The organism is Afipia sp. GW822-FHT04G07 (assembly GCF_058800765.1).
In genome coordinates, this window is record NZ_JBXAMP010000002.1 from 142,744 (window position 1) to 169,291 (window position 26,548).

The following is a 26,548-nucleotide window of genomic DNA, read 5'->3' on the forward strand; positions in this document are numbered from 1 at the left end:
TCCGCGATCAACCGATGCTGCCCGCAAACCGTTCGGCAAGATGCTCGCGGCGGAAGGCTTCGGCGACGAAATCGACAAACGCGCGCGTCTTTGCCGGCAGCAATGTCCGGGTTGCGTAATAAACCGAGATCGAACCCGCGTCGGCGTACCACTGCGGCAGGACACGCACGAGCGCCCCACTTTCGAGGTGGTGTAGCGCATCCGGCACCGCGATCAGCGTCACACCGAGACCGAGCAGCGCGGCGCGGCACATCGCAGAGGGATCGTTGAACACGATCGTGCCGGGCAATTGCACATCGACCTCCGAACCTGCGGCGTTGCGCATGGTCCAGCGGCGCACACGTCCCGTTCGCGCAGCACGCATCACGATGCCGTCGAATGCCGCCAGTCCTGAAGGATCGACCGGCAGCGTGCGGCCTTTCAGATAGGCGGGCGAAGCAACAGCGATGATATGCAACGGCGCGAGCGGCCGTGAGACAACGCCTGGCGCGAGGTCGATGCCGCCGCCAATAGCCGCATCGAAATTCTCAGCAATCAGATCGACCTGCCGGTTGTCGAAGTGCCAGTCGATGCGAACGCGCGGATACCGCGCGAGAAACGCAGGCAACAGCGGCAGGATGTGGTCGGTCCCGAGCGTCGGACTGAGGCTGACCCTGAGCACGCCCACAGGCTCGCCATGGTCGGTCGCAGCTCCAGCGATGGCCGCTTGAAGCCCTTCGAGATTGCCCCGGATCTCAAGCAGAAAGCGCTCGCCCGCTTCGGTCAGCGTGAGCTTGCGTGTGCTGCGCTGAAACAGGCGGATTCCGAGATTCCGCTCCAGCATCGCGACGTTCCGGCTGACCGCGGCCGGCGTCAGCGCCAGACGGCGGGCAGCGGCGGAAAACCCGCCATTTTCAGCGCTTTGAACAAAGGACTCGAGATTGGCCAGTGTTTCCATGCAGTTATTTTATAGCAATACTTGAAAATAAATCCAGTAATTACCGTCTAATCAGGGATCAATAAACCGGCGATATCGGATCCGTCACCAGCCAAAACGGAGCCGACAATGTCCCAGCCCCTCTTCACCACCCGCCGCAGTTTTCTGCTCGGCCTCGCAGTTGCCGGCAGCGTCACCCCGGCATTTGCCCAGACCACCGGCGCTCACCTCGAAGCCAACAAGGCCGTGGTGCGCACGGTCATCGAGGATGTGCAGCGCGACGGCAACTTCGCGAATTTCGAAAAGCTGTTCGCGGCAAGCTACGTCGACCGCACCGCGTTCCCCGGATTCGCCAGCGATCGCGAGGGCACCCGTAATATCTACCTCACGCTGCGCAAAGCCTTTCCCGGCTTCCACGCCGTCATCCATCGGCAGGTTGCGGAAGGCGATCTTGTCACGACGCACAAAACCTACCACGGCAAACACCTCGGCGAATTCAACGGCGTCGCCCCGACCGGCCGCGATATCTCGTTCGAGGTCATCGACATCATGCGCGTCCGCGACGGCCAGATCACCGATCACTGGGGTGTCACCGACATCGGCGCGCTGATGCGCCAGATCAGCGCGCGCTGAATCCCGTCGCTCGTTCTCCTCCAAACCTGAAAGGAACACGTCATGACCAAGACCATCGGAATTATCGGCTCAGGCTCTATCGGTTCGGCCTTCGCACGCAGGCTTGCCAGCGCCGGACTGGAAGCAACCGTCGCCAACAGCCGCGGCCCTGCGTCGCTGAAAGATCTCGTTCGCGAGATTGGCCCGTCCATTAGTGCTGGCACGGTAACGGACGCCGCAAGCAAGGATATCGTCCTCGTTGCCGTCAACTGGTCGAAACTATCGACTGCGCTTGCCGGCCTGCCCGCCTGGAACGGCCGCATCGTGATCGACGCCAACAACCCAATCGAAGCGCCGCTGTTCAAACCTGCCGAACTGAACGGCCGGATCTCGAGCGAAGTCTTCGCCGGACTTGTACCGGGCGCACGCGTGGTCAAGGCGTTCAATCATTTGCAAGCGCATGTGCTCGCAAGTGACCCGCAAGCCGACGGAGGCAAGCGCGTGCTGTTCTATTCCGGCGATGACCATGCCGCGAAGGCAGAAGTCGCAACGCTGATCGACACGCTCGGCTTCTTCGGCATCGATCTCGGCTCGCTCGCCACAGGCGGCAAGCTCGTTCAGTTTCCCGGCGGTCCGCTGCCGGTCCACAATCTCGTCAAGCTCGGCTAAACGAAATGGGCTGCCTGCAATCTCGCGGCAGGCAGCCCCTTTTTGTGCGCGTTATTTCAGATGCGGCCAGACCTCGATGACGCCGCGATAGATCATTTCACCGGCGACATAGAGGATAACCGCGAGGCCGACATAGGCGATCCAGCGGTGCTTTTGCAGCAGCTTCGCAATGAACGATGCGGCAACACCCATCATCGCGATCGACAGCGCAAGGCCGAAAATCAGCACCATGGGATGTTCACGCGCCGCGCCGGCGACGGCCAGCACGTTGTCCAGCGACATAGACACGTCGGCGACGATGATCTGCCAGGTCGCCTGGGCCAGCGTCTTGGTCGGGGCACCTGAAGCTTCCCCGTCAGACGGCACGGCATGCTGCTCGTGCCCGGCGCTCAATTCACGCCACATCTTCCAGCAGACCCACAACAGCAAGATGCCGCCCGCGAGCAACAGACCGACAATGGCCAAGAGCTGGGTCGTCAGAGCTGCGAAAATTATTCGCAGAAGTGTCGCGGCGCCAACGCCGATCAGGATTGCCTTGTTGCGCTGCTCTTTTGGCAGACCCGCAGCGGCAAGGCCGATGACAATGGCATTGTCACCAGCGAGTACGAGGTCGATCAGGATGACCTGTACGAGTGCAGTCAAAGCTTCTGGAGTAATGAGATCAAACATGAGCCGGGCTTCCCTGTGTGTGGAAGAGCGGCCTCCTGTCGCAGGCAAATATCGAACGCATCGCAACGTGTCACAGATCGACGAGTAACGTCGATGCGTCACACGGAACGCACGTTCCGCATATCTAAAAGGGGCCACTCCAATTGAATTCCAGTCCGACATCGCAGCATGAGGCTGCCAGAGGGGCCCGGCCTGGTGGTTCTGGTGTTAGTCTTTCTCCTGCTATTGCTCGTTGGATCGACGTTCGAACAGATGCTCGAACAATTGTGCAACCTGCTCCGGCTCACCCATCACGGATGCGGCGCAGCCGGTAATAACGAGGCCGCCTGCAACGTCCCAGAGATTGAGATTCTCCGTGTTTTTTTGAGTCCTGATCGAAAGCGCCATGATTGCGGCCAGCGCCGCTGCCGAAAAAAGCAGCGCACTGAACGCGGGCAGCACCAGATGCGATTCCAGCGCATAGACGATAAAGGCCGCGGGTGCCGCAACAGCCATCGTCAGCGCCGTCAGCACGCCATGGGATCTTCCGAAAACAAGCATTTTAGCGACTGGGGAACCTGTCATTTCATCCCCCATTCTCAGATGACAAATCAGTAGTTCGATACTGAAACCAAACAACCGATGGCGCGCAGAAACAACGCGACCTTCAGCCGCGCGCGCGAACGTCGCACGATGGAACCGGGGTCAGCCGCCGACGCGAAGGGCGCGGCCGACGACGGGCGGCGCGCTGGTCCATGCGTCTGACGCACGCTGGGACAATTGCAGGATCAGGCGGTCGGCATCCGCCGCCATCTGGTCCGGCGCATGAATCACCAGACGATCGAGCGCCCATTTGTAGGACGCAACGCGCTGTTGCAGGCACTGCTGCACCCACTGCACGACCAGAACGTTCTCGCGCATGCGCGCTTGCGCGTCGTCGTATTCACGCGGCGACAGCTCCGAGACCATCCCGAGCGCCTTGTTGCGCTTGATGTCGAGATCGTTGATACGCACCGCGACCGGAATGAACTGGTCAAGCATGACGCCATCGTTGCGCACATCTTCCATGAGGCCGGTATAGGCCGACGCTTGCGACCGGTGCGGCTCGTCGATCATGCGGCGTCCATAAGCCGTGCGATCGAAAACCACCTTCTGCCGCCAGGGCGCGGGGATTTTCAGATAATCGCCGAACACGGCCTTCCACGCGGGATGTGAATGCGGCGGCTCGATAAAATAGTACGCGAGATCGCGCAGCGTCCGCTCCTGATCGGTGAGCTGGAACTGCGACGGCCGTCCGCCAAGGCTGGTGGTGGCTTCGACACCGACCCAGCTGTGCATATCTTCATGATAGAAGGTTGCGCGCGTCCGGCCGAAGTCGTCGCTCGGGCATGCGAGGCTGGCAACGAAGGGCAAAAGGTAAAGCGGATTACACATCGTGGCCCGGTCTGAAAGCGTTGCCGATCCGGCGAGGCTGCGCCGGCAGGAAAGTCTGACCTGTATTCAGGACCGCGCGCGGCGCTTGCGGCGGCGTCCCGGTGCCGTTCCCTCCTCGGGCCCTACTCCATCGTCGGCGTAACGCTCGATCCTGATGGAAGGGAGAATCAGAATTGTTGCCGTGCTTTCGCGCGGGGCCATGTGCGCATCCGGGACGGCGCGACGCGCCGCTGCATCCGCCGGAAATTCAACAACGATGCCCATTTCGCTCTCTCCTGGCCCCGATTCTTCAAATGCCCGGCGGCCTAGTGTCCTCAGTGACGGTGATTAAGGACAATCATGGTTAACGGCTTATTAAAGAGCCCGCGATAACGTCAGCCGAGATTTAAACCTGCGTACCCCGGCATGACGATACCCCCGATGTTTCACGGCTTCGACGGCCTGATGACACTGTCCCGGCGCGAGGGCGTTGATATACGCCCGACGCTGCTTCGCGTGCTCACCGATCTGTATGTCCAGACCAGCGACCATACGCATGATGAGGAACGGCAGTTCGTCGAACTGGCCTCGCGCCTGATCGATGAGGTCGATGACGCCACGCGCGCGGCGGTGCGGGCGCGGCTGGCGATCTATTCGCGCACGCCGCGCGAAATCGCCTGGAAGCTGCAACTGCGGCACACAGCAGATGAGCGTCCGTGCGCTCCGCGAAACGAGCCACAGTTTGAGGACAGGCTGGAGATCGATCCGGCGTCGGATCTGGAAATCGTGTCGGCACCCGAGGAGCCCGCCGCTCCCGCCATGCCCACGCCGACCATGTCGATGCAGCCCGACGATGCGGCCAAACTGATCGAGATGTTTCTTGCCGCCGACAGCAGCCATCGCGCCCAGATACTGCACGGCCTGACGGACGCCCCGCTCAAGCCCTCGACTCCGGTCGATCCGCGCCGGGCCGCACGCGCACTCGCGACCCTGGAGCAAGCCGCGATGGCTGCGGATTCTGCGCGCTTCGTGGACGAACTCGCCGATGCTTTGATCCTGACTTCGCGCGTCGCGACGCAAATCGTCAACGAGCCGGGCGGCGAGCCGCTCGCATGCGCGCTCAAGACGCTCGGCATGCCGGGCGAATCCTACCAGCGCGTGCTGCTGTTCCTCAATCCGTCGCTCGGTGCATCGGTGATGGATGTCTACCGGCTCGCGCGACTCTACGAGGTTATCGAACCACGCGCCGCGCTGGTTATGCTGGCTGCGTGGCGCGGAGCAGCGCTGGCCGCCACGCGCGCGAAGTATCGCCCTGCCCTCTACGACGACGAACGCCAGCGCGCACGCGCCGCAGCGGCGCAACCGCGTTCCGCCGTTCAGCCGGCCTCGCAGGTCATCACGCGCAATACCTCGCGCGGATAATCGTCAGGCTTTCACGCGTCAGGTCTTGGTCAGATCGAGGAAGTGCCGGCCCGCCCTGTCTTCGATCTCGACGATCCAGACGTCCGGATCGAAACCGATTTCCTTCGCAAGGCGTGCTTCGATCGCCTGTTCCTCGACGGCCTGCGGCGGCGACGCCGTGAACACGCGCTCGATAGGCCGGCTGTCATCATAGGCGGTCTGGGGTGCAGGCATGAACAGCATCGCGGTGCCGTCCATCAACGCCACCTTGACGAACACGGCACCCGCCTCTTCCGCGCCTCGCCTCCGGACCGCGCCGAACACGCCCGCACTCTGGCATCGCCGAAGATACCCTGCGACCCAGATGGAAGATTTCAGACGGGACATGTGGCCGAACCGATCGCACGAAGAAAACGATGGAAGCGTGCTAGCACAATCGGGACGTGGAAGCCGCCTATTCGATCGGACGGCCGGTCAGAACGGTCAGATCCTTGATCAGCCGATCGGATAACTGGCCCGTCGGCGGCATCTTGCGATCCCGCTCGAACTTCTGAATCGCCGCCTGCGTGTCGGTGCCGATGACGCCGGTCGGCTTGAGCTGACCGTAGCCATATTCAGTCAGCGCGCGCTGGACTGCAGCGATGCGCCGCGTCGAAACGATCAGATCGCCGACCGGATCGCTCCGGGTTGCAGGAACAGCCGCAGGCGGACGCAGCGCAGCCGATTTCGCGGGCGCAGTTGCAGCGTCCGCAGGCTTGTCGATGACCCGCGCCTCAGCTTCCACCGGACGAACCCGTGGCAACGGCGCTGATACGGGCGCCGCGACAGGAAGCGCAGATACCGTCGCGGTGCTGAACATTGGCGATGGATGACGGCCGGCTTGCAGGAACATGGCATTGGTGACGATGGCGATGACAGCGGCCACCGCTGCGCCTGCCGCCAGCGTGTCCTTCGGGCTGTGGAGCAGCACGCGCAGAATCAGGCCGCGTTCGGGCTCAACAGCAACTGCGGCCGCGCGCTTGCGGCGGCGGGGTTTCTCATCGTCCATGGAAATCTGTCTAGGCACGTTTCTTCACCTGATAATTTTGGGATTCTGCGCGCGGCGGCGCAAGCGTTGCGATATTGGATGAATCTTTCAGCGGCGGTGTAAACACCATCGGCAGCGCAATGGTGACGGTCGTGCCTTCGCCGATCTCGCTCTGGACCGTCATTTCGCCGCCGTGCATGGCCACCAGGCTCTTGACGATGGAGAGGCCGAGCCCGGTGCCTTCATGGCGGCGCTGATAGGTCTTGCCGGCCTGGAAGAACGGATCGCCGATCCGCTTCAAATCCTCGACGCCGATGCCCACGCCGTTATCGATCACCCGCACCAGCAGGCGCGACCCTTCGACGGCGGCGGTCACCGTGACGGAGCCGCCACGCTCGGAGAACTTGATGGCATTGGACAGCAAATTCAGGATCATCTGCTTGAAGGCGCGCGGATCGCCGGTGATCTGCGGCAGATCGGCCGGCGCGCGGGTCACGATATCTATGCCGCCTTCCCGAGCCTTCAGCACCATCAGGTTGCAGCAGCCGATCAGGGATTCGCGCGGAGCGAACAGCTCGGGAAGAATTTCAAAGTTGCCGCTTTCCATCTTCGACATGTCGAGGATGCCGTTCACCACGGACAGCAGATGGAGGCCGGATTCATTGATGAGCTTCGCGTATTCCTGCCGGCGCGCAGCATCGATCATCATTTCGTTCTCGCGAACGATCATTTCCGAGAACCCGATGATCGCATTCAGCGGCGTGCGCAGTTCGTGACTCATGGTGGCGAGGAAGCGGGATTTGGATGCACCCGCGCGCTCGGCTTCAATATGCGCCAGTTCGAGCGCCTGTTCCTGCGTCTTTCGTTCGGTGACATCACGCATCACGGCGACAACCTCGACGCCCTGCGATGCATCGATCGGCCGGCAGCGCATTTCGATCCAGACGAATTCGGTGGCCTGCGCGCGGTCATTGTCGCGCCTCACGCGGAATTCGACGCTGCGCTCGTGTCCGCTTCGCGCGGCCTCCGAGAGAGCGGTGAGATAAGCTGGCCGGTCGGCGACATGGACACGATCGAACAGGCCGTGTCCCAGTAACAGCGCCACCGGCGTACCGAGCAACGCCTCCGCGGCGGGCGAAATGAACTGGATTGCGCCGTTGCGGCTGTGTCTGGAAATGACATCGCTGATGTTGTGCGCAAGGAGACGATAGCGCTCCTCCTCCACGACCAGCAGTTTCCGGCTGGTCTGGGCCAGCGATTCGGCGCTGAATGCCAGAGCCGAGGCGTACATGGTCGCGCTCGCAATGCCGAGCGCCTCGAACAGCGAACTGTACTGAGCGGGAATTTTGGAGGCCGGCAACGCGCCGAAAACATCAATTATGACGAGACCGAGCGCACAGCCAAGGGCCAGTACGACGGCGATGGCGACCGCGCGGCGCGAACTCGACAGCGCCGCATCGAGCGGCACGGCGACAAGCCAGATCGCCGCGAATGACGAAATACCGCCGGTGTTGATGCAGACGGCCATGACGACGGCTGCAAGCGCGGTCGATGAGAGAATATGCGCGCGTTCATAGTGGCCGGTGCGCGACAGATAGTATGAAACGAGGATGGGCGCGATCAGCCATGCAAAGACCATGACTTCGATTTCCTGCGGCGCGCCGCGCAAGGCAAGATAGATCGGAAGCATCGCAAGCGCCGCGAGGCCGCCCAGCAGCCTCGGCCCGATAAAGGCGCGATGGCGGGCGCTCGTCATCAGATCCCGCCGCGCCGATGGATGCAGCAGCGAATCCAGATGATCGCGTATGATGCCGGATAATCTCACGTTGTTCTCACCGTTCGGCCGGTCGTCGTATTCGACTGCCGGAACGCCCCCGTTTTTCGTTTGGCCGATGGTGTCAGAGCGAACTTAAGCGAACGCTAAGGCGCGTGGCCGATTGCGAATTGCATCGGCCGAATGCGGGTTTTCGCGCACAATTGGCGTTTTCATTCGGCGGGAATGGTGAACGCGAAGTTTCCATGCCGGGTCGTTATGGTTTCGAAATCGTGCACGGCGGAACGATTGGCAAGGACCGGTGCTGACCCGATCGAATCAAACAATTCGCTTATCAATCGAAAATTTACGCCAAATCAAACCATTCAAATTTTAGACAGCGCCCAAACCGGAGATTTATCCGCGCCTGATACGACAGGTAACGATTGCGGGGTAATCGCAACGGGGCGGAGCGCTTCAACAACAATGAAGCATCTCCGGCATAAGACCGACGGGGTGTGTGATGTTCTTCCTTCTTCGCATGGCGTTCTGGCTGGGACTGGTTCTCGTGCTGCTGCCGACCGACAAGACGCCCGACCAGGACAAAGGTCCGCAGATCGGCGCGTCGGATGCTATTTCGGCCGCAACCGCCGCCGTGTCCGACATGAGCCAGTTCTGCAATCGCCAGCCGGCGGCATGCACCGTGGGCGGACAGGCCGCAACCGTGATCGGTGCGCGCGCGCAATCGGGCGCCAAGAAAGTTTATCAGTTCATCACGGACAAGAACGAGAAGAACGACACAAAGGCGCCTGAAGCCGTGGAAAAATCGAACAAGAAAGCACCGGATCATACCGGCTCCATAGGCACGCCATACGACACCTATCCCGCCGACATGCAGAACGTCGCGGCGCGCCAGACGTTGACGCAAGACGACCTTGCGATCGACTGGCAGCCGGTGCCGCCGGACACGATTCCGGCGGAATAACGCCCGGCAAAGGCGCCATATTCCGGGCCGGAACGACCCGGAACTTATGGCTATCGAGGCTCCGCGATCTCATATAAGGCTCGTGCCAAGAATTTTGACACGAGTTTTGACATGAGTTTGCGGACCGCCATGACCATCGACGAGATCAGGGACAATTTCGAACTGCTCGAGGAGTGGGACGACCGCTACCGCTATGTCATCGAGCTTGGCCGCACGCTGGCCCCGATGTCCGATACCGAGCACTCCGCGAAGAACAAGGTTCAGGGCTGCGCCAGTCAGGTCTGGCTGTCGCGCGAGATCGACCGCGACGGCAGTGAGCCGGTGCTGAATTTCAAGGGCGACAGCGACGCGCATATCGTGCGGGGGCTGATCGCGATCCTGCTGACCATCCAGTCCGGCCGCACGGCGCGCGAAATCCTCGACGCCGATCCCATCGCCATTTTCGACGAACTCGGATTTCGCGAACACCTGACGCCGCAGCGCTCCAACGGGCTCCGCGCAATGGTGGAGCGGATCAAGAACGACGCCCGCGAAACGCTCGCGTCCGCTTCCTGAACTGTCACGGCGTGAAGGCGGCATCGTCCGCGAGCCACGTCCTGATCGCCGCGCTGCCGCCGCGGGCATCCGTCCGCAATCCGTAGTGCCGCGCCAGCCGGTCGAGCGCCAGTTGCAGCACCACCTTCGCCGAACGTGACGGCCAGCCGCGCTCGCGCTCGACGTCTTCCAGACCGCGCAAGAAGCAGCACACGTCGAGTAACAGTCCCGAAAATTCCGGACCGCAGGCCTCAAGCGCGTGCCGGACACGCTGACGCGACGCCACGATCAAATCCGTCATCTCGCCGCCGCCGCCGAATCCCCGAGTCCGGCCGATACCGGACCAGCTTGATGTGACACGCGGCATCAGATGCCCGCGTGTGAAGTCGGTACGCAGGCGTTCGCCCGCGATGAACTGGTCCGGTCCGATCATCGCACGCCCGTCGCGGCCCTTGCGCCGCGCCAGCCAGGCCAGGGGACTTTCGCTGTCGTTGACAATGACCTGCGTCAGGCCGGTGTCCGTCATGAGATCGCGCGTCGAGAGATCAAGATGCTTGGCACGGAATGCGCCGACGTCATCTGGCGTCTGCACGGTTTTGCCGGAAAGTCTGTTGCAGCCTTGCTGTTGCTTCATCGGACTGCTCCGCCAGCGGCTGCGCGGCAGATCAGTTCCAGCGTCGCGACGCGGCAGTCGAACCAGATGTCGTCGCGACCGTCTTCCACGACACGGCACGCATGGGCTACCGTGGTGCGGTCACGCCCGAAAGCGTACCCGACGCTCTCGAAATTCAGCCCGAACCCGACATGGGCAAGATACATCGCGATCTGGCGCGCGAAGGCCAGCCGCTGCGAGCCGCGCAGCCCGCTTTCAAGTTCGGCGGCATCAAGCCCGAAGTCAAAAGCGACACAGGCCGCGACCATGCGGCAAATGTCGCTCGGGCTATCGGCGGCTGTGCTGGACGGAGCTAACGGAACGGGAGCAACAGGCGATCTGATTTCAAGCATCGTGACCTCACTAGGAATTTATACCTATACCCTAGATGAGACGCAAATCGCGGGGATAGCTATCCCCTCAAAAACCCAAAGTTTTTCGGCTTGACTTCCGGAACGTACAATATGTGGAATTATTCCTAAAATACGGCAAGCCCAAGATCGCGCAAAGCCGCTATTTCCTGCGGCGGCGCTGCTGGCCGAGGCCCATTTTCTTGGCAAGTTGCGAACGGGCGACGGCATAGTTCGGGGCGACCATCGGATAGTCGGCCGGGAGGCCCCATTTCTCGCGGTATTGCTCGGGGCTCATGTTGTACTGCGCCCGCAGATGCCGCTTCAGCGACTTGAAGCGCTTTCCGTCCTCCAGGCACACGAGATAATCCGAAGTCATCGATTTCTTGATTGAAATGGCGGGCTTGGCCGGCTCAACCGGGGCGTCCGTCCCGCCGTGCGAAACCCGCACCAGCGCCGCATGGATCTGGCTAATCAGCGCGGGAAGTTCGGACGCAGGGGTCACGTTGTTACTGACATAGGCAGAGACGATCGACGCGGTCAGATCGACAAATCCCTTGGGAGTGGTCTCGCTCATCGTGATGTCTTTCAAAGCGGTCGCCGGATTTACAGTCGAAAAATCAGACAATCCAAGCAAATGCCCGCCAAACCAAAGTTTCGGCGGAATCTATACTTGGAAGTATGGGAGAAGTCGCACCGGCCTGACAAGCAGGACGGCACGGCGCCGCGCTTTATTTACGAGCGGATTTACGGGTCGCCGGCTAGGTGCGCTCATCCAGATGCGCGCGCAGTTCGTCGATGGATGCGAACCGCACCATGCCTTCCGGCATCTGCGCCTCGATCGAACCGTCGGAGTACAGCGAATAGGCCATCGAATCGACCACGCCGGACTTCACGATTGTTACGGACGAAGCATCGGCGCGGCGCGGCAGCTGAAACCGTTCGCGGGCAGGTTCCGGCGCTTCATCTTCGTCGGTGGATTGCGGAGATGGCGCAGCGCGGCCATTCCGCGCCGCTGAAGTGTCCGGCCGTGACCTGCTGCTTTGGGGCCACGCGCTGTCAAACGGATTGGCCGCTTCGGGTTCAGCCTCGCGAGACTGAGAGTCATCGGCAGGAGGCTGAGACGCATTGTTGTCGTCCGCCGGCGGCGGATCGCGCGGGGGAAACTCCCTGCTTTTGCCGTCGCGCCGGTGCGACGAGAACATGATATTGCGCCGCGGACGCTCGGCAGGTTCGGCCGGTGGCTCGAGCGATTCCATAGTTGGTTCAGGATCGCGCGCGCGGCTGATGGGATGATCCGGCCAGGAAGTCGGTGAAGACATCGGCAAGGGTGCTGGAGGCTCGGCCCATCCCGCCGGCAGCGGTGGTACGCGCGAGCGGTCGTCGTCATGCCGAGCATCGCGCAATGACCCCTCTGCGAACTCGTCCCGGTCGTCGGTCAAATCGGACGGCTGATCGCGTGCGAACAGCGTATCGTCGTGGGCAGGCTGTGCTTTCGGAGGAACTGCAGCCCTGTCACGGGGCAGCGCCACGGCAGCCGGAACCCCTGTGTCCAGCCGGTGGGTCAGGTTCCTGAGTTCGCGGCCAAGAAAATACAGGCCAATCAGAATCAGCCCGGTGCAGGACACGACGGCTCCAGCCAGGATCATCGTGTTGCCGAAGCTGAATTCCTTGATCGGGATACCGAAAACGACCGTCAGGAGGCCGATACATAGAACGACCGTGCCGCCGATCAACAGCGCAATCATTACAAGCTCCAAATCCGCGCCGCAGACTCGCGCGATGCCTCATAATACTTTCATCGCAGACGCATTACCAATTGGTAATTCACCCCCCGTACATCGGGCGTGCTGCATCGTTAACGCGTAACACGGGAAAAGAACCAACCCCGATCGACGGGATTGCCTGCTACGTCCCTCCGCCGAACTGGTTTTACCCTGATAGCAATGTTGCGTTGCAATTAGGGAATTTACGCCACAATTGAGAATTACTCGAATACCAAATTGGGGTACAAAGTTCCCGGGAAAAGCCTGACCGGACAAGCACGCAGGCGTGGAACGCTGGGTTAACTGACCGAGATGTCATCCATTACTACATCGGCCCTCGAAACGCCGGCCGGGCGTTCGATCGAGCAGACTTGCGACGACCTTGCGCTCGCCATCCTGGCGGTCGTCGCGGTGGTCGCGGGCCTGACGTTCCGCGACTACGGCCTGGGCTGGGACGATTACACCCACGCGGAATATGCCGATCTGCTGCTCAAGATGTTCGGCAGCGGATTTACCGATACCAGCGCGCTGTCGTTCGCCAACCTCTACATGTACGGCGGCGGCTTCGACATGGCCGCCGCGCTTCTGCACAAGATCGTACCACTCGAACTGTTCGAGACCCGGCGGCTGCTGGGCGCCATCGTCGGCGTGATCGGCCTTGGCGTAACGTGGCGGGTGGCGCGGCGCATCGGTGGACCGGTTGCCGGCCTCGCCGCGATCGTCCTGCTCGCGCTGTGCCCAACGTTCTACGGGCACATGTTCATGAATCCGAAGGATGCACCGTTCGCAGTCGCGATGGTGATCCTGATGCTCGGACTGGTGCGGCTGGCGCAGGAATATCCTTCACCGACGCCGCACACGATCCTGATCATAGGCCTCGGCGCGGGACTGTCCATCGGCTCTCGCATTCTGGGCGGGCTGGCGCTGATCTATGCCGTGATCGGTTTCCTGCCGATCTGGATCGAAGACATCCGCACGCACGGCCTGCGCGAAGCCGCGCACCGGCTCGGCCACGTCGTTTATGTGCTGCTGCCCGGCGTGCTGCTCGGCTATCTCATCATGGGCCTGATCTGGCCCTGGTCGATCATCGACCCGGCCAATCCGTTTCGCGCGCTGACGTACTTCTCCCACTTCTTCGAGAAGCCCTGGAAAGAACTGTTCGACGGCGCGATCGTTTCCGTGCCCGATATGCCGTGGTCGTATCTGCCGACGCTGTTCGCGTTGCAACTTCCCGAGGTGATGCTCGGCCTGCTCGGCGCGGGCATCGCAGGCACAATCGTCGCGCTGTTCCGCTCCAACGTCGACACCCGGCGCAAAAGCATTCTGCTGATGCTGACGCTCGCCGCGATGCTTCCCCTCATCATCGCGATGGTGAAACGTCCTGCGCTTTACAACGGCATTCGTCATTTCATTTTCGTCGTCCCGCCGATGGCGATCCTTGCAGGCGTCGCCTTTGCCGCGATTGTCGGCTGGCTGAAGCAGCACAGCCGCGCGGCGCAGGCCGTGTTCGCCGCGTTGTTCCTGTTTGGCCTGATGCTGCCGCTCAATGAAATGATCCGGCTGCATCCTTATCAATACACGCACTTCAACCACATCGCGGGAACCGTGCGCGGCGCCGACGATCGCTACATGCTCGATTACTGGGGGCTTGCGCTCAAGCAGGCGTCCGAGGGATTGCGGCAGGAGATCGAGGAACGGCAGGAACCCGCGCCGCGAAATCGCAAGTGGCGGGTTGCGGTGTGCGGTCCGCAGCGCCCCGCGCAGGTCGCGCTCGGCCCTGATTTCACCATCGGGTGGGATAGCCACGCAGCGGACTTCGCCATGACGCTTGGCGAGTTCTACTGCAAGGGCTTGAACGCGCCCGTGGTGGTCGAGATCAAGCGCGACGACGTGGTGTTCGCCCGGGTTTACGACATCCGCGGCAAGAGCATCGCCAGCCTCCTCGCCATTCCGGCTCCCTGAACCGACAAACGCTGTTTTGCAGCCCGGAGCATGGCGCCCCTGCGAAGGCGTCATGTTGCGATAGCTGGATCGCAAGGCTAGGCTCGCGGCACAGAAGACCAATAAATCGCAGAGGAAATCGTCATGTCGCCTGCCGAAGCACGCCTCAAGGAAGTTCAATCCACGATGTCGGAAGCCGAGTGGGAGCAGCGCGTCAATCTCGCCGCCGCCTATCGTCTTGTGGCGCTTTATGGTTGGGACGATCTCGTGGACACTCACATTTCAGCGCGGGTGCCCGGCCCTGAGCATCACTTCCTGATCAATCCGTATGGTTTGATGTTCGACGAAATCACGGCGTCCAGTCTCGTGAAGGTCGATCTCGACGGCAATCAGCTCAGCGAGAGCGACTACAGCATCAATCCCGCCGGCTTCACGATCCACTCCGCCGTTCATGAAGTGCGCGAAGACGCCGGCTGCGTGATGCATCTTCACACCGCGGACGGCACCGCGGTCGCAAGCTGCATGGAAGGCCTGCTGCCCCTGAACCAGACCGCGCAGCTCGTCACCGGCGACCTCGCCTATCACGACTATGAAGGCATCGCGCTCGACCATGACGAGCGCCCGCGCATCCAGAAGGACCTCGGCACCAAGAACCATCTGCTGCTGCGCAATCACGGCACGCTGACGGTCGGCCGCTCCGTGGCCTCGGCGTTCGAGCGCATGTACCACCTCGAGCGCGCCTGCACGATGCAGGTTCGCACCCGCATGCTGGGGGCGACCGCCTACCCGGTCGACAAGCTGGTGATCCAGAAAAACGAGAAACTGGTCACCGACCCGGAACGCTCAAACCTTCGTTCCACCAAACTTGTCTGGCCCCCACTGCTGCGCAAGCTTGACAGGATCGATCCCAGTTATAGAAATTGACCCGTCAGCCTCTACACTGACCGGACTGCAAACGCCGCCCAATTCCGGGCGGCGTTTTTGCGCGGGTGCCTGATACCTCAGCGCGGCGAGTCAGCGAACGCCGCAAGAATGCGCGCCCACGAGCGGATGCCCTTGTGGAAGCTCTTGAGGTCGTACTTCTCGTTCGGCGAATGGATGTTGTCATCCTCAAGCCCGAACCCGATCAGCACCGTATCGAGCCCCAGCGTCTTCTTGAAATCCGCGACAATGGGAATCGACGCACCGGACCCGATCAGCAATGCGTCCTTGCCCCACTCATCGGTCAGCGCGCGCTTCGCCGCCGCGAGCGGCTTCATGCCCCAGTCGAGCGCAATCGCCGGCGCGCCAGCATGATCGATGAATTCCGCCGTGCAATCGGCGGGCAGACGCGCCGTGACGAAATCGCGGAAGGCCTTGCGGATTTTCTCCGGGTCCTGTCCTTCCACAAGACGAAATGACACCTTTGCCGAGGCGTGCGACGGAATGACGGTCTTGGAGCCCTCGCCGGTATAGCCGCCGAAGATGCCGTTGATGTCGCAGGTCGGACGTGACGACACCTGCTCGATCAGCAGCCGGTCTTTTTCGCCGGCCGGAACCGACAGGCCGATCGGCTTGAGGAAAGACTCCGGCGTGAGATTGAGCTTCTCCCACTGCGCGCGAATGTCCAGCGGCAGATCCTTCACGCCATCGTAAAATCCCGGAAGGGTGATGCGTCCACTATCGTCATGGATGCCGCCGAGAATGCGCGTCAGAACCCGGATCGGATTCTGCGCGCCGCCGCCGAAGATGCCGGAATGCAGGTCGCGGTTCGCCGCCGTGATCTTCACTTCATCGTACACAAGGCCGCGTAGCGACGTGGTGATCGCTGGCGTGTTCTGGTCCCACATGCCGGTGTCACAGACCAGCACAAAGTCCGCCGCGAGATCTTTCTTGTGCTTGTCGAGGAATGGTCCGAAATTCTTCGAGCCGACTTCCTCCTCGCCCTCGATCAGGATCGTGACGTCGAGCGGAAGCGATCCGGTAACGCTCTTCCAGGCCCGGCAGGCTTCAACGAACGTCATCAACTGGCCCTTGTCGTCCTCGGCACCGCGCGCGACGATGATCTTGCGGCCGTCGGCATGATCCGTGACGACGGGTTCGAACGGCGGCCGATGCCACAGATCGAGCGGATCGACCGGCTGCACGTCGTAGTGACCGTAGAACAGCACACGCGCGCCGCCGTTTCCGTTGCTTTTGCCGACAATGGCCGGATGCCCGGCGGTCGGGCGCACCTCGGTCGCGAATCCGATGGATGCAATGTCGGCGGCGAGATGATCCGCGGCCTTTTTGCAATCGTCCGTGAAGGCCGGATCGGCCGAAATCGACTTGATCCGGAGCAGCGTGAACAAGCGCTCAAGGCTCTTGTCGAAGTCCTTGTCGATGTGGTCGAGAACGGCGGAGAGTTTTGGCGCGGCTGACATATTTCACTGATCCTTCCGGTCCGGCTGCACCGCCAGCGACGGCGCATAACTGGACTTGATGAGCGATTTCTGCTTGATCCTCTATCATCTTTTATCACGTCGCTCGCGGCTTTTTTACTGCCCGGAAGCATCGATCGCACATGCTATTCTACGAACCGCTCTTCCTGACGATCTTCCCCGCGCTCTACGCATTTTATCTGATATTGACCGGCGCTCCTGCGAAAAAATGGACGCTGCTGATTGCGAGCACGCTGTTCTATATCTGGGGCGAGCCGGTCTTTGTTCTGGTGCTGTTCGCTTCGACCGTCATCGACTACGCCTTGTCGTTTCATCTTGGCCCTGCAGGTCCGGCGCGCATCCGCAAGCTGGCGTTGACCACAGGCATCCTCGGCAATCTCGCCGTTCTTGTTTTCTACAAGTACGCCGATTTTCTCGCCGCCAATCTCAACGTCGCCGTCACGCCGCTCACCGGCGGCAGCATTCCGCTGTTGCATCTGGCTTTGCCGATCGGCGTATCCTTCGTCGTGTTCGAGAAAATCACCTATCTGGTGGACACCTATCGCGGCATCTCGAAGCCGGCGGACAGGTTCTCGGATTATTGCCTGTTCGTGCTGTTCTTCCCGAAGCTGCTCGCAGGCCCGATTCTGAAATACCACGAGATGCGCGACGCGATCGCCAGCCCGCCGCCCGTTGTCTGGACCGATTTTCAGGAAGGGTTTCTGCGCTTCGCGCGCGGACTCGGCAGAAAACTGTTCATCGCCGACCCGCTCGGCGCATTCGCCACCCAGATTTTTGCCGCCGATCCCGCAACGCTGGGCGCAGGCAGCGCGTGGCTTGGGCTCGGCTGCTTCACGCTCCAGATCTATTTCGATTTTGCAGGTTACTCCGATATGGCCATCGGCCTTGCGCGCATGTTCGGATTTCGTCTCAACGAAAATTTCAACGCGCCCTATGCGTCGCGCTCGATCACGGAATTCTGGCAGCGCTGGCACATCTCGCTGACCACATGGATTCGCGATTATCTGTATGTGCCGCTCGGCGGTAACCGCAGCGGGAACGCCCGAACCTATCTCAATCTCTGGATCTGCTTCCTTCTGTCCGGACTGTGGCATGGGGCCAGCTGGAATTTCGTTCTGTGGGGTGCTTACAACGGCCTGTTCCTGACACTGGATCGCCTGTTTCTCCGCGACCTGCTCAATCGCTGCGGCGCTTTCATCGCAACGGCCGTGACATTGTTCATCGTCATGATCGGCTGGGCGATCTTCCGCTCGGAGTCACCGGCACACCTCGGTCCATTCCTGACCGCACTGTTCGGACTGTCTCCTGCCCGCGCACCGATCAGCATTCCGGCGGATGTCCCGCTGACGCTGATCTTCGGCGCGGCCATTGCACTGTTCCCGGCAACGATGCTGTTCGCGCCGCTCAAGGCGGCATACCATCGCCATGGCTGGCTTCGGCTTGTCACCGCGCTCGCGCTCGTGGTGCTGTATGTTCTTGCGATCGCCCGTTCGGTGACGGTGCCGTTCCAGCCCTTCATCTATTTCAGGTTCTGAGACGATGAACAGGCTCTCCTCTTTTCACCCTGCCGTCCGCGCCGCTTGCTGCCTGTTTCTGCTCGTGCTGCCGGTGCTGACTGCGTGGAATCTTGCGAACCCGAAACAGGAGATCAAGATCGGGCCGAAACTCGCGGGCGTCACGCGGCCGCCGGTGCTCGACTGGTCGCTGCCGGCCATGATCGACGGCAGCTTGCAAAAAGCAATCACAAGCCGTGTCACAGAGGCGCTGCCGATCCGTCCGCTGCTGGTGCGTTTCAACAATGAACTGCGTTTTGAGCTGTTCGGCGACCTGACTTTGCCCGGCGTGGTTCATGGCGCAAACGGACACCTGATCGAGCAAGTCTATCTCGATGAATACTGCAGCCGCACCGAAGACATGGCGGAGACGCGCGCTCAGGCGATCATCCCGAAGCTCAAGGACATTCAGGAGTATTATCGCTCTCGCGGCGCGGTGTTTCTTTACGTGATCTCACCTTCCAAAGTCGCGCACTTGCCGGAGTACTTCGTAAAGCCCGGGCAGTGCCCGAGCACGCCCGCGGCACGGACGGGATTCGTGCCGAAATACGCGAGCCTGCTGAAGCAGGCCGGCATCGCGGTGGTGGACACCGCGACCTTCATTCATTCCCTGAAGGGGAAGTATGAAATCGAACTGTTTCCGCAGGGCGGATCGCACTGGAACGAAATCGGGGGCGCGCGGGTCGCAACGCTGATCGCCGAAGAGATCAACCGTCAGGCCGGCCAGGTGCTCGCTCCGCCATTTACATTTACTTACAAAATATCGGGGGTCACACAGGGCGTCGACCGCGAACTGGCCGATTTGCTGAACGTCTTTTTCCCGCCGCTCGGCTATCAAACGCCAAAGGTGACGTTTCAGCCATCGGCGTCATGCACGGATCATCCGTCGGCGAAGCTGAACGTCGCGGTGGTCGGCAGCAGTTTCACGCATCTGCCGGCGGAAATCCTCGCGCGCGACAACTGCCTGTCGGCGTTGAATACGTATTTCTATCTGACGCTGAGCCGCCACGGCGGATTTCCGTACCGGCGGCTCCAATCCGACCTGACGCCAAACGACCTCAGGCCTCTGCGCGATGCGAAGATCCTGCTCCTCGAGGAAAACGAATCCTTCGCGGGCGCCAGCGGCTATGTCGAGGCGTTGCGCGAACTGCTCGCGAAACCCTGATCGTTGGCGCTATCGTCAGCGCCGCAGCAGGCTGCCAAGCACATTGCGCACGATTGAGCGACCGATCGATCCACCGAGCGAGCCGCCGACCGACTTGCCAAGGCTCGCGGCAACATCGCCGGCAACCTTGTTGGTCACCGAGCGCGTCACGCTGCGCGCAATCACCTGTCCGGTCGACATCTTCCCGCGCGGCGTGTTGGTGCCGAACACCGTGCCGACGATCGAACCGAGCTGGCCGAGCATCCCTCCTCCGCCCGATTCACCGTCAGCGGGCGCGGCTGTTCCTGCGACGCGCTTTTGCAGAACCTCGTAGGCAGAAACTGAATCGATGGTGGTGTCGTATTTACCCTTCACCGGGCTCGCGGCCATGATCGCCTTGCGCTCCTCCGGAGTGATCGGTCCGATCCGCGCGGTGGGCGGCCGGATCATGACGCGCTCGACCATGGCCGGCGTGCCGTTGCCTTCGAGGAACGATACCAGCGCCTCGCCCTTGCCCAGTTCCGTGATGACCTGAGCCGTATCGAGCGCGGGATTGGGACGGAATGTCTGCGCGGCCGCCTGCACGGCCTTCTGATCGCGCGGCGTGAAGGCGCGCAAGGCGTGCTGAACGCGATTGCCCAGCTGGGCGAGAATCTTGTCCGGCACGTCGATCGGATTCTGGGTGACAAAATAAACGCCAACCCCCTTCGACCGGATGAGGCGAACGACCTGCTCGATCTTGTCCATCAATGGCTTCGGCGCGTCGTTGAACAGCAGATGCGCTTCGTCGAAAAAGAACACCAGTTTCGGCTGGAGCGGATCGCCGACCTCGGGAAGTTCCTCGAACAGTTCCGACAGCATCCAGAGCAGGAACGTCGCATAGAGTTTCGGACTCTGCATCAGCTTGTCGGCGACCAGAATGTTGACCATGCCCCGGCCGTTGGCGTCGGTGCGCATGAAATCCTTCAACTGAAGCGCCGGTTCGCCGAAAAATTTGCTCGCGCCCTGATTTTCCAGCACCAGAAGCTGGCGCTGGATGGTGCCGACCGTCTGCTTGGAGACGTTTCCATATTGCGTGGTCAGACTATCGGCGTTTTCGGCGATGAACGAGAGGATCGCGCGCAAGTCCTTCATGTCGAGCAGCAGCAGCCCCTGCTCGTCCGCCACGCGAAACGCGATATTGAGAACGCCTTCCTGCACATCGTTGAGGTCCATCATGCGGGACAGCAGCAGTGGGCCCATTTCAGAGACCGTGGCGCGCACCGGATGGCCCTGCTCGCCGAACACGTCCCAAAATACCGTCGAAAACTGGTCGGGTTTGAAGTCCAGTCCCATGTCCTTGGCGCGGCTGAGCAGAAAATCCTTCGCCTCACCCATCTCCGAGATGCCCGACAGATCGCCCTTGATGTCAGCGGCGAACACTGGAACCCCAGCGCGCGCGAAACCTTCGGCCATGATCTGGAGCGAGACGGTTTTGCCGGTGCCGGTCGCGCCGGTGACAAGACCGTGGCGGTTTGCAAGACCAAGCGTCAGGAACGCCGGCTGTTCGCCCTTGCCGATGAAGATCGACTTGTCGGTATCGGCGGATGCAACGCCGCCAGCACTGGCCTGTTTCGCCGCTGGCGCGGCTTTCGGACTGGATACGGCCTTGTCGGCAACGGTTTTGATTGTCTTTTTTGCCATCTCTCGCCTTTCGCAGGCTCTCGAACCCCTGCGCCTCGCCCAACGCGAAGCATATCTGATCTTGCAGGCTGAATCCGGCTGGTCAACCCGCCGAGAGCCCAGGCTGATACCGCGCCGCATTATATTTATTGTCTCCTGGAGCAACGGATGAGCAAATTCCTGCAGCAAGCTGCCTACCTTCTCCTTGCATCGGGCGGTCCATTGCCGGTGCGGATCGCACATCGTGCAAAATGGACGTTTCGTTTTGAAACGTCGTCGCGCTCACCGCGTCATTCGGGATCGTGCAGACACAAATTCTTCTTCTGCCGCGGCAATTGATTGCAAAATCAACTACGACTCTTGCATCTCGGCAACACTTCACGATCGATTGCGCTCAAATGCAGGATTCAAAAGCCTGCATCGCTTGTAATTCGCACCGCACGCGCTCAAGATAAAATCCATAACAAGGATCCGGCACGCAACCGGAAGGCACGGGGCATTTTATGGACGAGCTGATTGATCGGCTGGCTGCAAAAGCCGGCATCGAGAAAGCCGTAGCTGAAAAAACAGTTGGTGCAATCCTCGGGTTCCTCCGCAAGGAAGGCCCGGCCGATCACGTGCAGGCTTTGTTCGACAAAATTCCCGGCGCTGAAACTGCAATTGCCGATGCCGGTTCCAGTGGTGGTTTTTCAGGCATGTTGGGTGGCGGCGTCATGGCCCTTGGCGCGAAGCTGATGGGCTTCGGGCTTGGCATGGGCGACATTCAAACGATCGGGCGCGAACTGTTCAGCTTCGGCCGCGATAAAATCGGCGCGGACGATATGAATGCGATCATTGCCGGAACGCCCGGTCTTTCCCGGTTCGCGTGAACATTCATTACTAGTTTGATCCCATGTCTGATTCCGTTTCATCATATCCCATCTCGAAGATTGACGGACTTGGCCCGCATGCCCAAGCCAAACTCAAGGCGCAGGGCATTCGCACGACCGCCGGTCTGCTGGACAATGCAAGCACGGTGAAGGCGCGAAAAGCCCTGGCCGCCAAGACGGGCCTCAGCGAACAGCAGCTGTTGGCGTGGGCGAACATCGCCGACTGTATGCGCATCAAGGGCATGGGGAAGGCCAAGGCCGAACTGCTGCGGGCCGCGGGTGTCGTGACCGTGCGCGAGTTCGTGCAGCGCAATCCCGAGCGACTGGCGCAGGCCATGAAGGAAGCCAACGACAAGCGCAAGCTGGTCCGGGTTCTACCCTCGGACAAATCCGTCGCTGAGCTGATCCAGCGCGCCCGCAAGCTGCCTCTGAAGATTTCCTACTGAAAACGGCCCACTCCCCGGCCCGCGCAGGCGTCACCGCGCATCTTCAGCCGCGGTCTTGGGCCATCTCCCCCTCCGCCATCGCTTGACAGGCCAGCGGGGACCGCGCAAAGCGACGCCATGATGGCCGCTCCGTCCCGATCTTCGAATCCGGCTGCCGCGCAGCATCATCCGGTACTGCGGCCGTTGCTCGCACGGCCGTTTCCGGCGGTCATGGGCGTGCTCAACATCACACCGGACTCGTTCTCCGATGGCGGCCGCTTCGCCGCGCCCGAGCAGGCTCTCGCGCAGGCATCACGCATGATCGCCGAGGGCGCCGACATCATCGACATCGGTGCTGAATCCACCCGTCCCTACGGCTCGCAGCCCGTCTCCGCCGAACAGGAAATGCAGCGGCTGGAAAATATTCTGCCGGCGGTCGTTGCCTTCGGCCCACCCGTGTCCATCGACACAATGAAGGCCTCGGTTGCGGCATGGGCGCTCGGCAAGGGAGCGGCTATCGCCAACGACGTATGGGGCCTGCAACGCGATCCCGAGATGGCGCGCGTCATTGCGGACCATGGCGCGCCGGTCGTGGTCATGCACAACCGCGACAGCGCTGATCCCGCCATCGACATTGTGCAGGACATGCTGGCATTTTTCGCTCGCTCGCTCGACATCGCGGCCAAGGCAAACATCCCGGCGGGGCATATCGTGCTCGATCCCGGCATCGGGTTCGGCAAGACCCCCGAGCAAAGCATGATCGCGCTGGCGCGGCTTGGCGAATTCAGCCGGTTCGGCCTGCCGCTGCTGGTTGGCGCCTCGCGCAAGCGCTTTATCTCATCCGTGATGCCCTCCGAGCCGCACCAGCGGCTGGGCGGCTCCATCGCGGCGCATGTGCTGGCGGCGCTGCACGGCGCCAAAATCATTCGCGCCCATGACGTGGCTGAAACGGTGCAGGCCCTGCGCGTGGCATCGGCAATCGAGGACAAACGATGAGCGACACGATCTTTATCAAGGGGCTTCTGATCCACGCCCGCCACGGCGTCATGGAGCACGAAGCCGAGGTCGGCCAGCGCTTCGTGATCGATCTCGAACTGTCCATCGATCTCGCCGAATCCTCCCGCACCGACAAGCTGGCCGACACCGTCTCCTATTCCGACGTGGTCGCGACAGCGAGCGCGGCCTTCAAGGGCCATAACTACTATCTGCTGGAGCGCTCCGCAGGCGCTGTCGCGGAGGCCATCCTGAAAGCCTTTCCGCGCATCAGCACGGTCAAGGTGACTGTCCACAAGCCGCACGCGCCGATCGCCGCGATCTTCGACGACGTCGGCGTGGTCATCACACGCACACGGTCCTGAACAAATGGCGAATGTTCTCATTGCTCTCGGCGGCAATGTCGGCGATGTCCGCGCAACCTTCGGCAAGGCCATCGCCAACATCTGCGGCATGACACAGGCCGTGCTGGTCGCGCGATCCTCGGATTACGCGACACCGCCGTGGGGCGACGAACAGCAGGAGCCCTTCATCAACGCCTGCATCGAGATCGAAACGCCTCTCGATCCGCACGCGCTGCTGTTCACGCTGCACAAGATCGAGAAAAAATTCGGCCGCGACCGGGCGCAGGAACGGCGCTGGGGCCCGCGCACGCTGGATCTCGACCTGATCGCCTACGACGACATTCGTCTCGACAAGCCGGAACTGATCCTGCCGCACCCCCGCCTGTTTGAGCGCGCTTTCGTGCTTGTGCCGCTCGCGGAGATCGTGCCCGATCGTCTCATTGCGGGGCAAACCCCGCGCCAGGCCCTCGCGAGGGTTTCGGCTGATGGCATCGAACGCCTGCCCGACTTGCACTAGACGCGGCAAACAGCCATTGGCTTGCGCGCAGCCACGTGGCATTTTCCGGACAACAAAATCCAAAGCTCCGGGAGCTAACCGTCTGAATGTCAATCAAAACCGACAACCTGCCGCTCGCGGCCGATTTCGCCCCCGCCACGCATGACGACTGGCGAAAGCTGGCCGACGGCGTGCTGAAAGGCGCACCGTTCGAAAAGCTGGTGGGCAAGACCTATGACGGGCTGCGGATCGATCCGATCTACGAGCGCGCGCGAAACGCGACGGCGATTCCTGCCCGCGCAGCGGGGAGCCCGTGGCAGATCATGCAGCGCGTCGATCATCCCGACGCGGCCATCGCCAATGCGCAGGCGCTGCACGATCTCGAAAACGGCGCCAATGGACTGACGCTTGTTTTCGCGGGCGCCAACGGCGCGCGCGGTTACGGCCTCCCTCCGACCAAAGAGGCGTTGGCGCGCGCGCTCGACGGCGTGTACCTCGATGCCGGCATCGGCATCGAACTTGAGATCGGCCTGCAATCGCGCGACATGGGGCAGCATTTTGCCGAGCTGCTTGCCGCGCGCAAGATTTCACCGGCTGCGGTGAATGTCCGCTTCGGCCTCGATCCCATCGGCGGCAATGCCGTGCGCGGCGGCAGCCCCGGCAGTTGGGAATCGACAGCAAAGGTGTTCGGCGACAAGATCGCGAAACTTTCAAAGCTTGGCTTTCGCGGCCCGTTCGCACCAGCCGATGGCCGCGTGATCCATGACGCGGGCGGCTCGGAAGCACAGGAGCTCGCTTTCGTGCTCGCAGTCGGCGTCGCCTATCTGCGCGCGCTGGAAGCCGCCGGCATTCCGCTCGACGATGCACGCGGCATGATCTACGCGCGTCTTGCCGCCGATGCGGATCAATTTCTCACCATGGCGAAATTCCGCGCACTGCGGCTGCTGTGGGCGCGGATCGAACAAAGCTGCGGACTGACGCCGAGGCCGCTTTTCGTCGCCGCCGACAGCGCATGGCGGATGCTGACGCAGCGCGACCCTGACGTGAACATGCTGCGTGCGACCATCGCGGCGTTCTCGGCCGGCCTTGGCGGCGCGAACAGCATCAACGTGCTGCCGCACACGCTGGCGCTCGGCCTGCCGGATGCGTTTGCGCGGCGCATCGCGCGCAACACGCAACTGGTGCTGCTGGAAGAATCTAATCTCGACAAGGTCTCCGATCCCGCCGCCGGTTCCGGCGGCATCGAAACGCTGACGAAACAGCTTTGCGAAGCCGCGTGGACGCTGTTTCAGGACATCGAAAAGGCCGGCGGTGCGTTCGCCGCACTCGAGAAGAATATCATACAGACGAAAGTCGCCGCCGTGCGCGCCGCGCGCGACGTCAACATCGCCAAACGCAAGGATGTGCTGACCGGCGCCAGCGAATTCCCGAACCTGCACGAAAAGATTCCGGCCGTGCTGGATGCGAAGCCCGTGGCGTTGCCGCCCGGCGAAGCGCCAACGATCACGTTCGACCCGCTCGCACCCATCCGTCTGGCGTCTCCGTTCGAAGCGCTGCGCGACATGTCGGACCGGATTCTGAAGGACACCGCCGCGCGGCCAAAAGTGTTTCTCGCCAGCCTCGGAACGCCGGCTGACTTCACCGCTCGCGCGACATTCGCGAAAAGTTTTTTTGAGACCGGCGGCATCGAAGCCCTCGACACCGACGGCTTTTCCGATCCGGCAGCGCTGGCGGCCGCCTTCAAGAGTTCCGGCGCGGCGCTGGTGTGCCTCTGCTCGTCGGACAAAGTCTACGCCGCCAGCGCCGTTGCCGCCGCGCAGGCCCTTCAATCTGCAGGTGCAAAACATATCTATCTGGCAGGGCGCCCCGGCGATCTGGAATCCGGCCTCCGCTCGGCCGGCGTCGGTGAATTTATCTTTGCCGGCGGGAATGCCCTCGCGACACTGAAAGCTGCCTATCAACTCATGAGGTAGGT

Annotated in this window: 29 protein-coding genes; 15 read left to right on the top strand and 14 right to left on the bottom strand. The window is 61.8% G+C overall.

Annotated elements, in window-relative coordinates; genetic code table 11:
• Nucleotides 1-7: 7 nt before the first annotated feature.
• Nucleotides 8-937 carry a LysR family transcriptional regulator gene (locus AC1RKJ_RS20450; RefSeq protein ID WP_492792950.1) on the bottom strand — a complete coding sequence of 310 codons (930 nt, stop codon included), beginning with the start codon at nt 935-937 and terminating at the stop codon, nt 8-10.
• 108 nt (nt 938-1,045) lie between these two features.
• Between AC1RKJ_RS20450 and AC1RKJ_RS20455 the strand changes: the two genes are divergently transcribed.
• Together AC1RKJ_RS20455 and AC1RKJ_RS20460 are read left to right on the top strand one after the other, a co-directional pair.
• A complete protein-coding gene (locus tag AC1RKJ_RS20455; protein WP_492792951.1) occupies nt 1,046-1,549 on the top strand; it encodes an ester cyclase in 504 nt (167 codons plus the stop codon).
• A gap of 42 nt (nt 1,550-1,591) precedes the next feature.
• Complete coding sequence (locus AC1RKJ_RS20460) at nt 1,592-2,197, top strand: NADPH-dependent F420 reductase (RefSeq protein ID WP_492792952.1); 606 nt, start codon at nt 1,592-1,594, stop codon at nt 2,195-2,197.
• Between the two features lie 51 nt (nt 2,198-2,248).
• Here the strand turns inward: AC1RKJ_RS20460 and AC1RKJ_RS20465 are convergent, their stop codons facing one another.
• The 4 genes from AC1RKJ_RS20465 to AC1RKJ_RS20480 all read right to left on the bottom strand — a co-directional run bounded on the left by AC1RKJ_RS20465 (nt 2,249) and on the right by AC1RKJ_RS20480 (nt 4,543).
• A complete protein-coding gene (locus AC1RKJ_RS20465) occupies nt 2,249-2,866 on the bottom strand; it encodes a TerC family protein (RefSeq protein ID WP_492792953.1) in 618 nt (205 codons plus the stop codon).
• A 222-nt stretch (nt 2,867-3,088) separates the two neighbouring features.
• Nucleotides 3,089-3,379 carry a hypothetical protein gene (locus AC1RKJ_RS20470; RefSeq protein ID WP_492792954.1) on the bottom strand — a complete coding sequence of 97 codons (291 nt, stop codon included), beginning with the start codon at nt 3,377-3,379 and terminating at the stop codon, nt 3,089-3,091.
• A 171-nt stretch (nt 3,380-3,550) separates the two neighbouring features.
• Nucleotides 3,551-4,279 carry a hypothetical protein gene (locus tag AC1RKJ_RS20475; RefSeq protein ID WP_492792955.1) on the bottom strand — a complete coding sequence of 243 codons (729 nt, stop codon included), beginning with the start codon at nt 4,277-4,279 and terminating at the stop codon, nt 3,551-3,553.
• A 66-nt stretch (nt 4,280-4,345) separates the two neighbouring features.
• Nucleotides 4,346-4,543, bottom strand: coding sequence for a hypothetical protein (locus AC1RKJ_RS20480; protein WP_492792956.1), 198 nt, complete (start codon nt 4,541-4,543; stop codon nt 4,346-4,348).
• A 141-nt stretch (nt 4,544-4,684) separates the two neighbouring features.
• Here AC1RKJ_RS20480 and AC1RKJ_RS20485 point away from each other — a divergent pair, with 141 nt between their 5' ends.
• Nucleotides 4,685-5,680, top strand: coding sequence for a DUF2336 domain-containing protein (locus tag AC1RKJ_RS20485; protein WP_492792957.1), 996 nt, complete (start codon nt 4,685-4,687; stop codon nt 5,678-5,680).
• Between the two features lie 18 nt (nt 5,681-5,698).
• Here AC1RKJ_RS20485 and AC1RKJ_RS20490 read toward each other — a convergent pair whose 3' ends face one another.
• The 3 genes from AC1RKJ_RS20490 to AC1RKJ_RS20500 form a co-directional block, all read right to left on the bottom strand.
• Nucleotides 5,699-6,046: a DUF1491 family protein gene (locus AC1RKJ_RS20490; protein ID WP_492792958.1), complete on the bottom strand. Its 348-nt coding sequence runs from the start codon at nt 6,044-6,046 to the stop codon at nt 5,699-5,701.
• 67 nt (nt 6,047-6,113) lie between these two features.
• Nucleotides 6,114-6,707, bottom strand: a complete 594-nt coding sequence (locus AC1RKJ_RS20495) for a peptidoglycan-binding domain-containing protein (protein WP_492792959.1) — start codon at nt 6,705-6,707, stop codon at nt 6,114-6,116.
• Nucleotides 6,708-6,717: 10 nt separating this feature from the next.
• Entirely contained in the window at nt 6,718-8,511 is a 1,794-nt protein-coding gene (locus AC1RKJ_RS20500; RefSeq protein ID WP_492792960.1) for a sensor histidine kinase, read from the bottom strand.
• A 451-nt stretch (nt 8,512-8,962) separates the two neighbouring features.
• Between AC1RKJ_RS20500 and AC1RKJ_RS20505 the strand changes: the two genes are divergently transcribed.
• Together AC1RKJ_RS20505 and AC1RKJ_RS20510 are read left to right on the top strand one after the other, a co-directional pair.
• Nucleotides 8,963-9,424: a DUF5330 domain-containing protein gene (locus tag AC1RKJ_RS20505; protein ID WP_492792961.1), complete on the top strand. Its 462-nt coding sequence runs from the start codon at nt 8,963-8,965 to the stop codon at nt 9,422-9,424.
• 129 nt (nt 9,425-9,553) lie between these two features.
• On the top strand, nt 9,554-9,979 hold the full coding sequence (locus tag AC1RKJ_RS20510; protein ID WP_492793244.1) for a SufE family protein: 426 nt from the start codon (nt 9,554-9,556) through the stop codon (nt 9,977-9,979).
• Between the two features lie 4 nt (nt 9,980-9,983).
• Here the strand turns inward: AC1RKJ_RS20510 and AC1RKJ_RS20515 are convergent, their stop codons facing one another.
• From AC1RKJ_RS20515 to AC1RKJ_RS20530, 4 genes are all read right to left on the bottom strand, one after another.
• Entirely contained in the window at nt 9,984-10,592 is a 609-nt protein-coding gene (locus tag AC1RKJ_RS20515; RefSeq protein WP_492792962.1) for a DUF6456 domain-containing protein, read from the bottom strand.
• Complete coding sequence (locus AC1RKJ_RS20520; protein WP_492792963.1) at nt 10,589-10,963, bottom strand: helix-turn-helix domain-containing protein; 375 nt, start codon at nt 10,961-10,963, stop codon at nt 10,589-10,591. Before AC1RKJ_RS20520 ends, AC1RKJ_RS20515 begins: the two co-directional genes overlap by 4 nt.
• A gap of 160 nt (nt 10,964-11,123) precedes the next feature.
• Entirely contained in the window at nt 11,124-11,537 is a 414-nt protein-coding gene (locus AC1RKJ_RS20525) for a Ros/MucR family transcriptional regulator (RefSeq protein ID WP_492792964.1), read from the bottom strand.
• Nucleotides 11,538-11,721: 184 nt separating this feature from the next.
• Complete coding sequence (locus AC1RKJ_RS20530; protein ID WP_492792965.1) at nt 11,722-12,708, bottom strand: hypothetical protein; 987 nt, start codon at nt 12,706-12,708, stop codon at nt 11,722-11,724.
• Nucleotides 12,709-13,038: 330 nt separating this feature from the next.
• Between AC1RKJ_RS20530 and AC1RKJ_RS20535 the strand changes: the two genes are divergently transcribed.
• Together AC1RKJ_RS20535 and AC1RKJ_RS20540 are read left to right on the top strand one after the other, a co-directional pair.
• Nucleotides 13,039-14,688, top strand: coding sequence for a glycosyltransferase family 39 protein (locus AC1RKJ_RS20535; RefSeq protein WP_492792966.1), 1,650 nt, complete (start codon nt 13,039-13,041; stop codon nt 14,686-14,688).
• A gap of 123 nt (nt 14,689-14,811) precedes the next feature.
• Nucleotides 14,812-15,591 (top strand): class II aldolase/adducin family protein, encoded by a 780-nt coding sequence (locus tag AC1RKJ_RS20540; protein WP_492792967.1) that lies wholly within the window; start codon nt 14,812-14,814, stop codon nt 15,589-15,591.
• Nucleotides 15,592-15,668: 77 nt separating this feature from the next.
• Here AC1RKJ_RS20540 and AC1RKJ_RS20545 read toward each other — a convergent pair whose 3' ends face one another.
• On the bottom strand, nt 15,669-17,069 hold the full coding sequence (locus tag AC1RKJ_RS20545) for a M20/M25/M40 family metallo-hydrolase (RefSeq protein WP_492792968.1): 1,401 nt from the start codon (nt 17,067-17,069) through the stop codon (nt 15,669-15,671).
• A 140-nt stretch (nt 17,070-17,209) separates the two neighbouring features.
• On the opposite strand from AC1RKJ_RS20545, the gene AC1RKJ_RS20550 reads away from it, so the two are divergent.
• Both AC1RKJ_RS20550 and AC1RKJ_RS20555 read left to right on the top strand, forming a co-directional pair.
• The gene (locus AC1RKJ_RS20550; RefSeq protein WP_492792969.1) at nt 17,210-18,622 is read left to right on the top strand and encodes an MBOAT family O-acyltransferase; all 1,413 of its coding nucleotides are present in this window, start codon (nt 17,210-17,212) and stop codon (nt 18,620-18,622) included.
• 4 nt (nt 18,623-18,626) lie between these two features.
• Nucleotides 18,627-19,805, top strand: a complete 1,179-nt coding sequence (locus AC1RKJ_RS20555) for an alginate O-acetyltransferase AlgX-related protein (RefSeq protein ID WP_492792970.1) — start codon at nt 18,627-18,629, stop codon at nt 19,803-19,805.
• Between the two features lie 15 nt (nt 19,806-19,820).
• Here the strand turns inward: AC1RKJ_RS20555 and AC1RKJ_RS20560 are convergent, their stop codons facing one another.
• Nucleotides 19,821-21,467, bottom strand: coding sequence for a helicase HerA-like C-terminal domain-containing protein (locus AC1RKJ_RS20560; protein ID WP_492792971.1), 1,647 nt, complete (start codon nt 21,465-21,467; stop codon nt 19,821-19,823).
• Between the two features lie 482 nt (nt 21,468-21,949).
• On the opposite strand from AC1RKJ_RS20560, the gene AC1RKJ_RS20565 reads away from it, so the two are divergent.
• From AC1RKJ_RS20565 to AC1RKJ_RS20590, 6 genes are all read left to right on the top strand, one after another.
• Nucleotides 21,950-22,315, top strand: coding sequence for a DUF2267 domain-containing protein (locus AC1RKJ_RS20565; RefSeq protein WP_492792972.1), 366 nt, complete (start codon nt 21,950-21,952; stop codon nt 22,313-22,315).
• Nucleotides 22,316-22,338: 23 nt separating this feature from the next.
• A complete protein-coding gene (locus AC1RKJ_RS20570; protein ID WP_492792973.1) occupies nt 22,339-22,761 on the top strand; it encodes a DUF4332 domain-containing protein in 423 nt (140 codons plus the stop codon).
• Nucleotides 22,762-22,878: 117 nt separating this feature from the next.
• On the top strand, nt 22,879-23,736 hold the full coding sequence (gene folP / locus AC1RKJ_RS20575; RefSeq protein ID WP_492792974.1) for a dihydropteroate synthase: 858 nt from the start codon (nt 22,879-22,881) through the stop codon (nt 23,734-23,736).
• The gene (gene folB, locus AC1RKJ_RS20580; protein WP_492792975.1) at nt 23,733-24,098 is read left to right on the top strand and encodes a dihydroneopterin aldolase; all 366 of its coding nucleotides are present in this window, start codon (nt 23,733-23,735) and stop codon (nt 24,096-24,098) included. The genes folP and folB overlap by 4 nt, the downstream gene beginning before the upstream one ends.
• A 4-nt stretch (nt 24,099-24,102) precedes the next feature.
• Nucleotides 24,103-24,594 carry a 2-amino-4-hydroxy-6-hydroxymethyldihydropteridine diphosphokinase gene (gene folK, locus AC1RKJ_RS20585; protein ID WP_492792976.1) on the top strand — a complete coding sequence of 164 codons (492 nt, stop codon included), beginning with the start codon at nt 24,103-24,105 and terminating at the stop codon, nt 24,592-24,594.
• A gap of 86 nt (nt 24,595-24,680) precedes the next feature.
• On the top strand, nt 24,681-26,546 hold the full coding sequence (locus tag AC1RKJ_RS20590) for a methylmalonyl-CoA mutase family protein (RefSeq protein ID WP_492792977.1): 1,866 nt from the start codon (nt 24,681-24,683) through the stop codon (nt 26,544-26,546).
• Nucleotides 26,547-26,548 lie beyond the last annotated feature (2 nt).